Origin of the sequence: Paraburkholderia sp. MM5384-R2, assembly GCF_014201025.1 — a bacterium.
Lineage (GTDB): Bacteria > Pseudomonadota > Gammaproteobacteria > Burkholderiales > Burkholderiaceae > Paraburkholderia > Paraburkholderia tuberum.
Genome location: NZ_JACHDI010000003.1, coordinates 325,096 through 339,262 on the forward strand (window position 1 = coordinate 325,096; position 14,167 = coordinate 339,262).

The following is a 14,167-nucleotide window of genomic DNA, read 5'->3' on the forward strand; positions in this document are numbered from 1 at the left end:
CGGCGGTCCGGCGCTCCGGCACGGCGAGCCCGAACCGCGGTTGGAATCCGCTTCGGCCGCCGCTCATCCCCCAATTCGCAACAGAGAGGAAGTCCGACCATGGCACAGGAAACCATGAGCTTTCAGGCAGAAGTGAAGCAACTTCTGCAACTGATGATTCATTCGCTATACAGCAACAAGGAAATCTTTCTGCGCGAGCTGATTTCGAACGCGTCCGACGCGGCCGACAAGCTGCGCTTCGAGGCGATCGAAAACAGCGCGCTGTACGAGAACGAAACGAACCTGCGGATTCGGGTGTCGTTCGACAAGGCCGCGCGCACCGTCACGATCGACGACAACGGCATCGGCATGAGCCGCGACGAGACGATCGCGCACCTCGGCACGATCGCGCGTTCGGGCACCAAGGAATTCTTCGGCAAGCTGTCGGGCGACCAGCAGAAGGACGCGGCGCTGATCGGCCAGTTTGGCGTCGGCTTCTACTCGGGCTTCATCGTCGCGGACAAGATCACCGTCGAGACGCGCCGCGCCGGTTTGCCGGCCTCGGAGGGCGTGCGCTGGGAAAGCGCAGGCGAAGGCGATTTCGCGGTCGAGACGATCGAGCGCGCCGCGCGCGGCACGACCATCACGCTGCATCTGCGTGCCGATGAGGACGAACTGCTGTCGTCGTATCGGCTGAAGTCGATCATCCAGAAGTACTCGGACCACGTCGCGCTGCCGATCCTGATGAAGAAGGAAGAGTGGGACGCGGAAAAGAGCGAGATGGTCACGAAGGACGAGGACGAGACCGTCAACCAGGCGAGCGCGCTGTGGACCCGTTCGAAGAACGACATCACCGACGAGCAATACAAGCAGTTCTACCAGCACATCTCGCACGATCATCAAGATCCGCTGACGTGGACGCATAACCGCGTCGAAGGCCGCAGCGAGTACACGCAACTGCTGTACGTGCCGGCGCACGCGCCGTTCGATCTGTGGAACCGCGAGCAGCGCGGCGGACTGAAGCTGTACGTGAAGCGCGTGTTCATCATGGACGACGCCGAGCAACTGCTGCCCACGTACCTGCGCTTCGTGAAGGGTGTGGTCGATTCGGCCGATCTGCCGCTCAACGTGTCGCGCGAAATCCTGCAGGAAAGCCGCGACGTGAAGGCGATCCGCGAAGGCGTGACGAAGCGCGCGCTGTCGATGCTGGAAGAACTGGCCAACGCGGACAACGACGCTGATAAGGAAAAGTACTCGGGCTTCTGGAAGGAATTCGGCCAGGTGCTGAAGGAAGGTATCGGCGAGGACTTCGCCAATCGCGAGCGCGTCGCGAAGCTCGTGCGCTTTGCGACGACGCATACGGGCACGGCCGAGCAGACCGTGTCGCTGGCCGACTACGTCGCTCGCATGAAGCCCGAGCAGACGAAGATCTACTACGTGACCGCCGACACGTGGCAGGCCGCGTCGAACAGCCCGCATCTCGAAGTGTTCCGCAAGAAGGGCGTCGAAGTGCTGTTGCTGACCGATCGGGTGGATGAATGGATGCTGTCGTTCCTCAACGAATTCGACGGCAAGCCGCTGCAAAGCGTCGCGCGCGGCGACCTCGATCTCGGCGCGCTGAACGACGAGGAAAAAGAGGCGCAGGAGAAGATCGGCGAAGCGTTCAAGCCGCTCGTCGAGAAGATGAAGGAAGCGTTAAAGGACAAGGCGAAGGACGTGCGTCTGACGTTCCGCCTGACCGACTCGCCGTCGTGCCTCGTTGCCGACGACGGCGAAATGAGCGGCTACCTGCAGCGCATGCTGAAGGCCGCGGGCCAGCAGGCGCCTGAGTTCCATCCAATTCTCGAAGTGAATCCGGAGCACGCCCTCGTGAAGGGTCTGCATGCCGATAGCGCGAATTTCGACGACTGGTGCCATCTGCTGTTCGATCAGGCACTGCTCGCCGAAGGCGGCGCGCTGGAAGATCCGGCGAGCTTCGTGAAGCGGACCAATGCGTTGCTGCTTTCGCGCGCGGGTTGAGCGTAAGCCGGAAGCGTTGATGTCGTTGCTGGATTGACGCCCGGTAGTTGAGAAATGCGCTGCTTCGGCAGCGCATTTTTTTGCCTTCTGGTTTGCGTCGGCGGCCCTGGCTGAAGGAGCGCGCACGATCGCCGCGGTCGTTGCCGCGAAAAATTACCGTCGGAGCACGCCGCTATAATCCGACACCATGCCTATCCGTTTCGATCCCGCCGACGCCCACTGGCGCGTTGCGCCTTTGGCCACTTTCAGCGCCGCCCAGAAAGACTGGCTGACCCGCGGCGGTTCACTGACCGCGCACCTGCGCGCGCTCGGCGCGGTCGCGGTGCGCGTGACTCGCGAAGCCGTCGCGCTGCCGTGGCCCGACGAAGCCGCCGCGCTCGGACTCGCGCCGCGCGCGCCGGTGTGGGTGCGCGAAGTGGTGCTGTCGGTCGATGGCGTGCCGTTCGTCGCCGCACATAGCGTGACGCCGCGTGCCGCGAGCGTCGGCATCTGGCAGGCGACGCGCCGGCTGCGCACCCGGCCGCTCGCGGAGTTGCTGTATAGCGATAGCAGCGTCGCGCGTTCGTCGCTGGTGAGCCGCAGGGTGGGGCAGCGGCATCCGTTGTATCGGTTGGCCGCGCATCAAATCGACGGCGGCGATCGGCATGCGCCGCATGCGCTGGTGGCGCGTCGCTCGGTATTCGAGCGGCATGGCGCGCCTTTGATGGTGACCGAATGCATGTTGCCGGCACTGTGGGAGCATTTGCGTGCGTTGGACGCGGCCGCTCGCGCGCACGCTGCCGCGTCAGGCACCGGCGCGGCGCATATCGCGCACGCGCGGGTGCGCGAGCACGGTCGTCCGCTCGATCACACCGCGTCGCGTGCGCACAGCGTGCCGCGCAGCGCCGACGAGCGGAGCCGTTGATGTCGTTCAAGCGTTGCTTTGCGCCTGTCGTCGACGCCGATACGCGGGTCTTGATCCTCGGTAGCTTGCCGGGCGAGGTGTCGTTGGCTCACGGCCAATACTACGCACACCCGCAGAACAAATTCTGGTTACTGGTCGGTGAAGCGATAGAACGGGATCTGGTTGGTATGGCCTATTCGACGCGCCTCGAGACGTTGCTCGAACACCATATCGGACTATGGGATGTCGTTGCCGAGGCTCGTCGAGCAGGAAGCCTGGATAGCCGGATTCGCGACCATGCCAGCAACGATCTGATTGCTCTCATCGATACGCTGCCGAAACTGGCTACCATCGCCTTCAACGGCGGGACGGCGGCCAAAATCGGGATGAAAGCGTTGGGCGAGCGGGGCGAGCAATATCGGCTTGTCCGTTTGCCATCGAGCAGTCCCGCCCATGCCTCGGTTTCATACGCTCAAAAGCTGGACATATGGCGACGGCTAACCTGGGTCTGATCGACCGACAGGATGCCATTTGCGGTCATAGATCCAGCGCAAGAAACCGTGTGCCTTCGACTGGATTCTCGTAGTAGGGCGCGGTTTCGACGAACCCTAACCGCTCGTAGATGAGCTGTGCAAAACGGGTTTGCGGAACCGAGTCGAGAACCAGGGTCGAGAATCCCAATGTCTTCGCTTTCCCGATCACCGATGTGACCAGCGTTTCGCCAAGCGACAACCCTCTGAATGCTTCACGAACATAGAGCCGTTTGATTTCCGCAGTCTCTGCCGTATGGCGCAGCAGCCCCGCGCAACCGGCGAACTCGCCGCCGGCGTCGGCGACGAAGAACATGCCGGATGGCAGCGTATAGACGTGTTCGAACGCGTCCATTTCTGCATCGAATCCACGGTACGACAGATCCATATCCAGCCAGCGGACATATTCGCGGATCACGGCGACGAGGTTGTGCGTGTCGGCGGGGAAAACGGCTTCGCGAACGATCGGCCGCGGCGTCTGCATGGCGGCTCTCAGATCCATACGTCGTTTTCGGCCGTTCTTTCGTTGGTCGTATCGCCAGTATTGACGACGCCGCGCGGCTCGATGAGCAGCAGCTTCACCTCGGACTCGGCATACGGCTTGTGCTCGACTCCCTTTGGTACCACCGCCATTTCTCCGGGAAACAGTTCGATCGAGCGGTCGCGGAAGTCGATGCGCAACCGGCCTGCGAGGACGATGAACGTCTCGTCGGTATCGGCATGCCGATGCCAGACGAAATCGCCGGCTATCTTTACGACCTTGAACTGATAGTCATTCATTTCAGCCACGACGCGCGGCTGCCAGTGGTCGTCGATCTGACTGATCTTGTCGAGCAGATTGATGGTCTTGTATTGGCCGCGTTGCTCGGGTGTCGGCTGGGAATCGCTGTGCATGGTGGCTCCATTCGGGTGATACCTGGAACAGAGCATAGTCCCGCCGCCGGCGAGTGTCTTGAACGATCGTGCAAGCTTGCGTTAGCCGGCGCGCCGATCGCTCGTCATCGCGAGCCAACGTGCGGGCGGGATTCCGTATGCGTGGCGAAAATGTCGGGTCATGTGGCTCTGGTCGGCGAAGCCGGCTGCCGCCGCCGCGTCCACGAGGGAAACGCCGCGCAGCATCATCGCGCGCGCGGCTTCGAGCCGGCGCATGACCAGGTAGTGATAGGGGCTGGTGCCGTAAAAAGTTCGGAAATCGCGCGACAGGCTCCAGCGGTCCTGCCCGCTGACGACGGCAAGTTCATCGAGCGTGACGGTGTGCGTGCACGATGCGTGCAGATATTCGCGTGCTCGCTGCGCTGCCGCGAAATCCGCGGACTTGCGCGTCTGCCGCGCGCCCGAGGCGTTATCCAGCGCGAGCGCGAGACCGGCGAGCGCGTCGTCACGTTCGAGCGGCTCCGCGTCGCCACGCATCTGGCGCAGCGCTGTCTGCGTGGCTTCGAACAGGCGCGGATCGGTCGTGACGCCGCCTTCGACGAAGGGCAGGGTGCGGCCGCCTAGGACTTCCTGGATCGCGGCGGGCTGCACGTAAATCATCTGATAACGAAATCCCTCGTTCGTGCCGGCCTGACCGTCGTGCACTTCGTCGGGATGCAGGACCATAGTCTGTCCAGGCAGGCTGGTGCGCAAACCTCGCCGGTAATGGAAGCATTGGACGCCGGCGAGGGTCAGGCCGATCGCGTAGGTGTCATGCCGATGCATGGAGTACGCGTTGCCGTGGAAAAACGCTTCGATGCGTTCGACTCCGTGGGTGGATTCCGAACGGGAAATCCAGTCGGATTGGGCTTTGCTGATATCGCCGTCCATCACACGCTCCGGCTTGGTTTGACAGATCTGCGGAAACATCGATATCGGAGGATTGTACCGGTGCGAATGTTCGCACGCTTGGCATGCACGATGGCGCGACTGACGTCAGTGTCTCGACGCGGTCCGGTCCTGAGCAATTGCCTACTCACTCAGTAACCGTTTTACTTCATCAAGGAGGGAAGCCGTCGTGTAGCCCCACAAAACACGATCGAACTGGCGGTCAAACCGCTCCTTGAACTCTGAGTCCAACGTCTCTGGATAGTCGGCTTTGAATGAATCTATGTCAGATATGAGCGCGTCACTGTCGGTCGTTGACATTTTCTCGGTATAGGAAGAAACGAGTTCTTCTACTGAGTTTCCGAAAAGGTCAAAATCTTCGTGGAAACGAGAGCGGATCAACCCCGTCAGATTGCCATATTCGTCACCGTCAGCCATACGATAAGCCTTCACTCCATGTCTGCGTGAGCCGATGGCCGTAGAAGCCCCATGCGCGGACCGGATCACGCAGGAAGGCCGTTCCATTGGCAATGTCATGGAAATTGATTCCGCCGGTCTTGAACGCCGGATAAGCCGCCCAGAATCCGTGATCGCCTCGAAAGTCGGGTAGTCCGGAATCGACGCCCATGCCTGCGCCCGCCGTGATCAGAATGCCGTCGGCCTCGCGTATCCAGTCAGCCGCGATCGTCATTTGCTCTGCCGTGTCCATGTGTGCTCCCGTTGTTCACATTCCAAATTCTCCTCGCAGCCCGAAAATGAGGCAGAATCCAACCGTGCGACCCGCTGCGCGACGCAGTCCGCCGTGTTCGCTTAATCGTTCCGCTTTGGCGTTCCTGGGCCCCGCGTCGCCATCCGCCACGCACAGCGTTTGTGTCCTAGCGTTGTCGTTTTCCTGATCGACGTTTGTGCATCCTGCCCGTATCACGTGCGAGATGCCTCTCAACCGCCCGCCCAGAGCCTAGCAATGACGACCCAGCAACCGACCATCATCTACACCCTCACCGACGAGGCGCCGCTGCTTGCGACGGCCGCGTTCCTGCCGATCATCCGGACCTTCACCAGGCCGGCCGGCATCGAGGTCGAGACCAGCGACATCTCGGTCGCGGGCCGCATCCTCGGCGAGTTTCCCGAGTTTCTGACCGAAGCGCAGCGGGTGCCCGACAACCTCGCGGAACTCGGTCGCCTGACCTCGTTACCCGACACCAACATCATCAAGCTGCCCAACATCAGCGCATCGGTGCCGCAACTGACGAGCGCGATCAGGGAACTGCAGGCGAAGGGCTACAAGGTGCCCGACTATCCGGAAGATCCGAAGACCGACGAACAGAAGGCGATTTGTCAGCGCTACTCGAAGTGTCTCGGCAGCGCGGTGAACCCGGTGCTGCGCGAGGGCAACTCGGACCGTCGCGCGCCGGCCGCGGTGAAGAACTACGCCCGCAAGCACCCGCACAGCATGGCCGAATGGAGCATGGCGTCGCGCACGCACGTCGCGCACATGCGGCACGGCGACTTCTATCACGGCGAAAAATCGATGACGCTCGATCGCGCGCGCGACGTAAAGATGGAACTCGTCACGAAGAACGGCAAGACGATCGTGCTGAAGCCGAAGGTCGCGCTGCAGGACGGCGAGATCATCGACAGCATGTTCATGAGCAGGAAGGCGCTCCTAGAGTTCTATGAAGACCAGATGGAAGATGCGCGCAAGACCGGCATGATGCTGTCGCTGCACGTGAAGGCGACGATGATGAAGATCTCGCACCCGATCGTCTTCGGCCACGCGGTGAAGGTGTTCTACAAGGACGCGTTCGCGAAGCACGGCAAGCTGTTCGAGGAACTTGGCGTGAACGTCAACAACGGCCTCGTCAATCTGTACGAGAAGCTCGAGACGCTGCCGGAATCGCAGCGCGAGGAGGTGATCCGCGACCTGCACGCATGCCACGAGCATCGTCCGGAACTGGCGATGGTCGATTCGGCGAAGGGCATCTCGAACCTGCACGCGCCGAACGACGTGATCGTCGATGCCTCGATGCCGGCGATGATTCGCCTCGGCGGCAAGATGTGGGGCGCCGACGGTCGTCCGAAAGACACCAAGGCGGTGATCCCGGAGAGCACGTTCGCGCGCATCTACCAGGAGATTATCAACTTCTGCAAGACCAACGGCGCGTTCGATCCGGTCACGATGGGCACCGTGCCGAACGTCGGCCTGATGGCGCAGAAGGCGGAAGAATACGGCTCGCACGACAAGACTTTCGAAGTGCCGGAAGACGGCGAGGCGCGCATCGTCGATCTAGCCAGCGGCGAGGTGCTGCTCACGCAGAACGTCGAGCAGGGCGACATCTGGCGCATGTGCGAGGTGAAGGACGCGGCGATCCGCGATTGGGTCAAGCTCGCGGTCACGCGCGTGCGCAATTCCGGCATGCCCGCGGTGTTCTGGCTCGACCCGTATCGCCCGCACGAAGCGGAGCTGATCAGGAAGGTCGAGGCCTACCTGAAGGATTACGACACCACGGGCCTCGACATCCAGATCATGTCGCAGGTGCGCGCGATGCGTTACACGCTCGAGCGCGTTGTGCGCGGGCTCGATACGATCTCGGTTACCGGCAACATCCTGCGCGATTATCTGACCGACCTGTTCCCGATCATGGAGCTGGGCACGAGCGCGAAGATGCTGTCGATCGTGCCGTTGATGGCGGGCGGCGGCATGTACGAGACCGGCGCGGGCGGTTCGGCGCCGAAGCATGTGAAGCAGCTCGTCGAAGAGAACCATCTGCGTTGGGACTCGCTCGGCGAGTTCCTCGCGCTCGCGGCGTCGCTCGAAGAACTGGGCATCAAGACCGGCAACAACCGGGCGAAGGTCCTCGCGAAGACGCTCGACACCGCAACCGGCAAGCTGCTCGACAACAATCGCAGCCCGAGCCCGAAGACGGGCGAGCTCGACAATCGCGGCAGCCAGTTCTATCTGGCGATGTACTGGGCGCAGGAGCTGGCCGCGCAAACGGACGACGCCGCGCTCGCCGCACAGTTCGCGCCGCTCGCGACGCAGCTGACCGCCAACGAGCAGGTGATCGTGGCGGAGCTCGCGTCGGTGCAGGGCGCGCCGGCGGACATCGGCGGCTATTACAAGCCGGACTTCAACAAGCTCGAAGAGGTGATGCGGCCGAGCCGCACGCTGAACGAGGCGCTCGGGGCGGTACGCGTCGAATGACGTGATGCGTGAAGTGAGGTGATGTGAAGACGAGCCGCCGGCGGGCGGCTCGTAGCAGGGAAGGGCGGCCAATGCTACCGGCGAACGCGTTCAATACTGCACGACGATCGCGACCCGCCGGTTGGCCGCTCTTGCCGCCGCGTCATTGCCGGCGACCAGCGGAAAATTGTCCGCCCGACCGATCGCGGCCAGCCGATGCGGCTCGATCCCGCGCTCGACCAGATACCTGACCACGGCCCCCGCGCGAGCCGACGACAGCTCCCAGTTGGACGCATACTTCGCGGTCGAAATCGGCACACTGTCGGTATGCCCCTCGACGAGCACATTCCCCGTCGCATCCTGTTGCAGTCCCTGCGCGATCTGATTGAGTACATCGAACGAATCGACGACCTTCTTGTCGTCGCAGCGAGTAGAAAGTTCGACCTTGCCCTCCGTGATCAGAAAGACCACGGCTCACCCGAGTAGCCCTCGGAATAGATGATCTCGCCGGGCGCTGCACCAGGAGGAAATGCGCTGCAAGCTGCGGCTGGTGACGGAGAACGGCGATAAAGCGCCACGTGAATCGTTTGCGCGTCGCGTAATGGCGCGGGTTGGTCGCGAACCAGCGGCCGCAAAAATTTTTGGTTCTTCGAGGATGCCGAACTAAATTCGGCTTCGTCGTGGGCGTGTTGTGAGTTCGTTGAAAGCAGTTTGTGAGCGGTCGATTTGAATGAGCGAACCGCAGCGAATGCTATGCTCTCGTTCGAGCAAAAATATTGCGCCTGTTGCGCGACATCCCTACATGACGAATCTGATCAAGCGCGCTTCGGCCGAGGCGCGCGCTTTCCGTAACCGTGACGCCCAAGCCATCGGCGGTAAACAGCAAATGGCCCGCAAAAAGGCGCCCAAATCCACGCGCAACGCGAGCGGCACCGTCGAGCACGACGCACACGACGCGCCGCAAATCGAAGCGCCGCGCAAGCCGCGCTTCGCACCGGTGACGTTCTCCGAAGAGGGCGGCGTGCGCTACCTGCATTTCGGCACGGAATGGGTGCAAGGCGCGATGCGTCTACGCAAGCCCGATCACATCGAACTCGAATACGCGCAGCAGATGATGGCCTGGCTGCTATTCCTCGAAACGCCGAAGCGCATCGTGCAGCTCGGGCTCGGCGCCGCGTCGCTGACCAAGTTCGCGCACCGCTTCCTGAAGAGCGCGAAGGTCGAGGCCGTCGAACTGAATCCGGCGGTCGTCGTGGCCGCGCGCACGATGTTCGAACTGCCGCCCGACGACCCGCGTCTGGCCGTGCATGAAAGCGACGCGTGGGACTTCGTCAACGAGAGCGCGAACCACGGCACCATCGGCGCGCTGCAGATCGACGTCTACGACGCGACCGCGCGCGGCCCGGTACTCGACAGCGTCGGCTTTTACCGTGCGGCACGTGCGTGTCTGACCGATGCGGGCATCGTCACGGTGAATCTGTTCGGCGATCATCCGAGCTTCGTGCGCAACATGAAGCGTCTGAACGAAGCCTTCGACGGGCGCGTCGTCGCGCTGCCCGAAGTGCACGACGGCAACCGTATCGCGATCGCGTTCTCGGGCCCCGCGCTCGACGTGCCGTTCACCGCGCTAGAGGCGCGCGCGAAGCTGATCGAAGCCGAGCTCGGCTTGCCGGCGCGCAAATGGATCAAGGGCCTGCGCGAATCGACGGGGCAGACGGGCGCATCGTTTGCAATCTGATCAGCGCACGAATGAAGCGGCCGTACCGGCGTATCGGTCGGCACGGCCGCTTTGCTTCCGGTATTTTTTTCACGTCTACGCCGCAACGTCATCCAGACTGCATCGTTGGCGCTTCGTCGCGTTGTTGGACGCCGACGCGCCTCGGGTCGTCCCTGCTTGACCGGGAGTTCGCCACTCCTATACTCTTTCGAAGCTTTCGGGGAGCCCGTGGCTGACCGCGGGACGACCACCCGCTGAGTCCCACCTCCCGTCGACCGCGGGCAGATAAATTCTAAATAGGAAACAGGAGACGTCATGGCTCACGACGCCGACGTGAAGAAAGCCAGCAAGCACTGGCTCTGGCTATTGCTGCTACCGTGGATCGCGATGATCTGGGTGCCGTCCTACAACCGGATCGAGCCGCAGCTGTTCGATTTCCCGTTCTTCTACTGGTATCAGCTGCTGTGGGTGCTGATCAGCGCGGTCATCACCGCGTTCGTCTATTCGAAGACCAGGTCCCGCTATACGGGTCGCACGAACGGGGGCGCCAAACGATGAACCCCATTGCAACTTTCGTCTTCGTTCTGTTTTTCATCGGCGTCACGATTCTCGGCTTCGTCGCGGCCCACTGGCGGCGCGGCGATCTCGCGCATCTCGAAGAGTGGGGTCTCGGCGGCCGGCGCTTCGGCACGATCGTCACGTGGTTCCTGCTCGGCGGCGACCTGTACACCGCCTACACGTTCATCGCGGTGCCGGCGCTCGTGTTCGGTGCGGGCGCAACGGGCTTCTTCGCGCTGCCGTACACGATCCTGATCTATCCGTTCGCGTTCGTCGTGTTCCCGAAGCTGTGGAGCGTCGCGAAGCGGCACGGCTACGTGACCTCGGCGGACTTCGTGTCGGCCCGCTACGGCAGCCGCATGCTCGCGCTCGCCGTCGCGGTCACCGGCATCGTCGCGACGATGCCGTACATCGCTCTGCAACTCGTCGGTATCGAAGTGGTGATCGGCGCGCTCGGTTTCGACACGACCGGCTTCGTCGGCGATCTGCCGCTGATCATCGCATTCGCGATCCTCGCGGCCTACACGTACACGTCGGGCCTGCGCGCGCCGGCCATGATCGCGGTCGTCAAGGATATCCTGATCTACGTGACGATCTTCGCCGCGATCATCGTGATTCCGCCGCAGCTGGGCGGCTTCGGCCATATCTTCGCCGCGGTCCCGCCGGCCAAGCTGCTGCTGAAGTCGCCGGACGTGTCGAGCCTGAACGGCTATAGCGCCTACGCGACGCTCGCGGTGGGTTCGGCGCTCGCGCTGTTCCTGTATCCGCACTCGATCACCGCGGTGCTGTCGTCGAAGTCGGGCAACACGATCCGCCGCAACATGGCGTTGCTGCCGGCGTATTCGCTGGTGCTCGGCCTGCTCGCGCTGCTCGGCTTCATGGCGCTCGCGGCCGGCGTGAAGGACATGCCGGAGTTCGCGCCGTACTTCAAGGCCTTCGGCCCGAACTTCGCAGTGCCGGCGCTGTTCCTGCACTTCTTCCCGTCGTGGTTCGTCGGCGTCGCGTTCGCGGCGATCGGTATCGGCGCGCTGGTGCCGGCGGCGATCATGTCGATCGCGGCGGCGAACCTGTACACGCGCAACGTGCACAAGGAGTTCGTCAACCGCAACATGACGCACGAGCAGGAGACCAACGTCGCGAAGCTGGTGTCGCTGATCGTCAAGGTCGGCGCGGTGGCGTTCATTCTCGGTCTGCCGCTCACGTACGCGATCCAGTTGCAACTGCTCGGCGGGATCTGGATCATCCAGACGCTGCCGGCGATCGTGCTGGGTCTCTACACGCGCGTGCTCGACTACCGGGGTCTGTTGCTCGGCTGGGCGGCAGGTATCGCGACCGGCACGTGGATGGCGATTTCGTTGAACCTCGCGAGCTCGATCTTCACGATCCATCTGTTCGGCATGGCGATTCCGGGCTATGCGGCCGTGTGGTCGCTGGTCGTGAACCTCGTGGTGTCGGTCGTCGTGAGCTTGGTCGTGCGCGCGGTGGGCATGCAGCGCGCCGAGGACCGTACGCATCCGGAGGACTACCTGGACATCGTCGAAGGCTGATTCCAGCTGCAGATCACGTTCTGAAACACGCAACGCCCGCCGACGGAAGTTGGCGGGCGTTTGTGTTTGCGGGGCACTCCAGGGCAGGATAGCGGAACCGTCCTTTCACGCGTTCGCCGCGCGCCGCCATGGCTGCTGCCGATACTCCCACCTTGATTTCCCGCCGCGCGGCGCTCAGCCGGATGGTGCGCGCGGTCACGTCGCCGTACTACCGCTACCGGCACGCCAAGGTGCTGCATAGCCTGCGCGTCGGCCTCGCGATGCTGGTGTCGATTCTCGCGACGACCGGCATCGATATTCCGCACGGAATCTGGTCGTCGGTGACGCTGCTGGTCGTGATCGGCGGCTTGCAGCATCACGGCAATATCCGCAAGAAAGCGGCCGAACGCGCGGCCGGTACGCTGCTCGGCGCATCGATCGGGCTCCTGCTGATCGTGCAACAGCACTTCATCGGTTCGCTGCCGCTCACCTATGGGCTGGAGGCGATCATCGCGTCGATCTGCGCGTGGTTCGCGATTGGCTCGTCCGGCTATATCGGGCTCCTGACCGCCATCACGATGTGCATCGTCGCGGGCCACGGCGACAATCTGATCGACGTCGGCCTGTGGCGCACGCTGAACGTGCTGATCGGTATCGTCATCGCGCTGGCGTTTTCGTTCGCGTTTCCGCTGCACGCGACGTATTCGTGGCGCTACGGCCTCGCCGCTAATCTGCGCGAATGCGCGGGCATCTACGCGCGGCTGCTCGACGGCGAAACGATCACCGCGGAGGAGCAGATCAAGCGCTTCCTGCGGATCAACAAGCGGCTCGTGCAACTGCGCTCGCTGATGCCGTCGGTCGCGAAGGAAATCGACGTGCCGCAGTCGAGGCTCGAGGAGATCCAGCGGCTGCATCGCTCGGTGCTCAGCTCGCTGGAACTGCTTGCCACGGGGCCGCTGATGAACGCCGATGCCGCCGCGCGCACCGCCTATGCAGCGCATTGCGGCGCCGAGGTGCGCGCCGTGCGGGCGATCCTGTTGTCCACCGCGCGCGGGCTGCGTTTCGGCCGTCCGTCGCGCTTTGGCATTCCGGCCGCGGCGCCGCTCGCGAAGGGGCGCGGCGACGTGGCCACCGCGTTGCCGCCCGACTGGCAAGGGCCGTACTGGCTCGGTCAGCGGCTCGCGGAGCAGGTAGACCGGTTGCGCGCGCTATTGCTGGAGACCGAGCCGAACTGGAACATCGAGCGGCACGAGCGGGCGACGCGTGGTAGGTAGGTGCTAGCGCTGGCCTGCCCCTAAGCCTCAAACCTGCGGCGGCAGCGTGACCATCCACATCATGCCGAAGCGGTCCACCACCATTCCGAAGCCCTTGCTCCAGAACGTTTGCTGGAACGGCATCACGACCTGGCCGCCATCGGCGAGCGCGTTGAAGCATTTTTCCGCCGACGCGCCGTCATCGACGGTCAGCGACAGACTGAAGCCATTGAACGGGCCGGCCGCCGGATCGCAGTTGCCGTCGGAAGCCATCCACGTGCTCGAGCCCAACTGCACGCTCGCGTGCATGATCTTGTCGGCGAGTTCGGGGCGTGGCGGATTGTGCGCGTCCGGCGGCGCTTCCTTGAACAGCATCTTGAAGGTCACCTGGGCGCCGAGCTTGTCGGTGTAGTAATCGAGCGCTTCCTGGCAACGGCCGTTGAAGAACACATAGGGCTGAACGTACATGATCGTCTCCATGGTCAGGCGTTGGGCGGGCGCCGTCGTTCCTCGCCAGCGGCGGTGGGGAGAGGCGTCGAGTTCGATTGTAGTCGGTGGCGGCGCGTCGATCGTGACGCTATGTCGCCAGTGGCGACGCAGCGTAAACGAGAAGCGGCGCTGAACCGTGAGGTCCAGCGCCGCCTGTCATGGATGGCATTCGCGCGGAGCCGCGCGGCGAGCGTGAGCGTCACTCAGCCAGCCATGCCCGCGTCCTCCA

14 protein-coding genes and 1 pseudogene are annotated in these 14,167 nt (G+C 63.2%); 8 read left to right on the top strand and 7 right to left on the bottom strand.

The window, feature by feature from the left end:
- The first annotated feature begins 99 nt into the window (after positions 1–99).
- The 3 genes from htpG to HDG37_RS07575 all read left to right on the top strand — a co-directional run bounded on the left by htpG (position 100) and on the right by HDG37_RS07575 (position 3,393).
- Positions 100–1,998, top strand: coding sequence for a molecular chaperone HtpG (gene htpG / locus HDG37_RS07565; protein ID WP_184045772.1), 1,899 nt, complete (start codon positions 100–102; stop codon positions 1,996–1,998).
- 187 nt (positions 1,999–2,185) lie between these two features.
- The gene (locus tag HDG37_RS07570; RefSeq protein ID WP_184045774.1) at positions 2,186–2,902 is read left to right on the top strand and encodes a chorismate lyase; all 717 of its coding nucleotides are present in this window, start codon (positions 2,186–2,188) and stop codon (positions 2,900–2,902) included.
- Positions 2,902–3,393 (top strand): DNA-deoxyinosine glycosylase, encoded by a 492-nt coding sequence (locus tag HDG37_RS07575; RefSeq protein WP_184045776.1) that lies wholly within the window; start codon positions 2,902–2,904, stop codon positions 3,391–3,393. The genes HDG37_RS07570 and HDG37_RS07575 overlap by 1 nt, the downstream gene beginning before the upstream one ends.
- 25 nt (positions 3,394–3,418) lie before the next feature.
- On the opposite strand, the gene HDG37_RS07580 is transcribed toward HDG37_RS07575, so the two are convergent.
- From HDG37_RS07580 to HDG37_RS07600, 5 genes are all read right to left on the bottom strand, one after another.
- Complete coding sequence (locus HDG37_RS07580; RefSeq protein ID WP_260332791.1) at positions 3,419–3,913, bottom strand: GNAT family N-acetyltransferase; 495 nt, start codon at positions 3,911–3,913, stop codon at positions 3,419–3,421.
- Positions 3,904–4,305, bottom strand: a complete 402-nt coding sequence (locus HDG37_RS07585) for a cupin domain-containing protein (RefSeq protein WP_184009588.1) — start codon at positions 4,303–4,305, stop codon at positions 3,904–3,906. Before HDG37_RS07585 ends, HDG37_RS07580 begins: the two co-directional genes overlap by 10 nt.
- A gap of 81 nt (positions 4,306–4,386) precedes the next feature.
- Positions 4,387–5,214, bottom strand: a complete 828-nt coding sequence (locus tag HDG37_RS07590; RefSeq protein WP_184045778.1) for an AraC family transcriptional regulator — start codon at positions 5,212–5,214, stop codon at positions 4,387–4,389.
- 141 nt (positions 5,215–5,355) lie between these two features.
- Positions 5,356–5,649, bottom strand: coding sequence for a contact-dependent growth inhibition system immunity protein (locus tag HDG37_RS07595; RefSeq protein ID WP_184045780.1), 294 nt, complete (start codon positions 5,647–5,649; stop codon positions 5,356–5,358).
- Positions 5,642–5,920: a Sir2 family NAD-dependent protein deacetylase gene (locus HDG37_RS07600; RefSeq protein WP_184045782.1), complete on the bottom strand. Its 279-nt coding sequence runs from the start codon at positions 5,918–5,920 to the stop codon at positions 5,642–5,644. Before HDG37_RS07600 ends, HDG37_RS07595 begins: the two co-directional genes overlap by 8 nt.
- Positions 5,921–6,175: 255 nt before the next feature.
- Between HDG37_RS07600 and HDG37_RS07605 the strand changes: the two genes are divergently transcribed.
- A complete protein-coding gene (locus tag HDG37_RS07605; RefSeq protein ID WP_184045784.1) occupies positions 6,176–8,416 on the top strand; it encodes an NADP-dependent isocitrate dehydrogenase in 2,241 nt (746 codons plus the stop codon).
- Positions 8,417–8,506: 90 nt separating this feature from the next.
- Here the strand turns inward: HDG37_RS07605 and HDG37_RS07610 are convergent.
- Positions 8,507–8,797: pseudogene (locus HDG37_RS07610) on the bottom strand (flagellar motor protein MotB); the annotation flags it as partial.
- 400 nt (positions 8,798–9,197) lie between these two features.
- Between HDG37_RS07610 and HDG37_RS07615 the strand changes: the two are divergent.
- From HDG37_RS07615 to HDG37_RS07630, 4 genes are all read left to right on the top strand, one after another.
- Positions 9,198–10,133 (top strand): spermidine synthase, encoded by a 936-nt coding sequence (locus HDG37_RS07615; protein ID WP_184045786.1) that lies wholly within the window; start codon positions 9,198–9,200, stop codon positions 10,131–10,133.
- A gap of 294 nt (positions 10,134–10,427) precedes the next feature.
- Positions 10,428–10,670 (top strand): DUF3311 domain-containing protein, encoded by a 243-nt coding sequence (locus HDG37_RS07620; RefSeq protein WP_184045788.1) that lies wholly within the window; start codon positions 10,428–10,430, stop codon positions 10,668–10,670.
- Positions 10,667–12,217 carry a monocarboxylate uptake permease MctP gene (gene mctP / locus HDG37_RS07625; RefSeq protein WP_184045790.1) on the top strand — a complete coding sequence of 517 codons (1,551 nt, stop codon included), beginning with the start codon at positions 10,667–10,669 and terminating at the stop codon, positions 12,215–12,217. The genes HDG37_RS07620 and mctP overlap by 4 nt, the downstream gene beginning before the upstream one ends.
- 128 nt (positions 12,218–12,345) lie before the next feature.
- Positions 12,346–13,470 (top strand): FUSC family protein, encoded by a 1,125-nt coding sequence (locus HDG37_RS07630; RefSeq protein ID WP_184045792.1) that lies wholly within the window; start codon positions 12,346–12,348, stop codon positions 13,468–13,470.
- A gap of 27 nt (positions 13,471–13,497) precedes the next feature.
- On the opposite strand, the gene HDG37_RS07635 is transcribed toward HDG37_RS07630, so the two are convergent.
- Positions 13,498–13,917, bottom strand: a complete 420-nt coding sequence (locus HDG37_RS07635; RefSeq protein ID WP_090805641.1) for a VOC family protein — start codon at positions 13,915–13,917, stop codon at positions 13,498–13,500.
- Positions 13,918–14,167 lie beyond the last annotated feature (250 nt).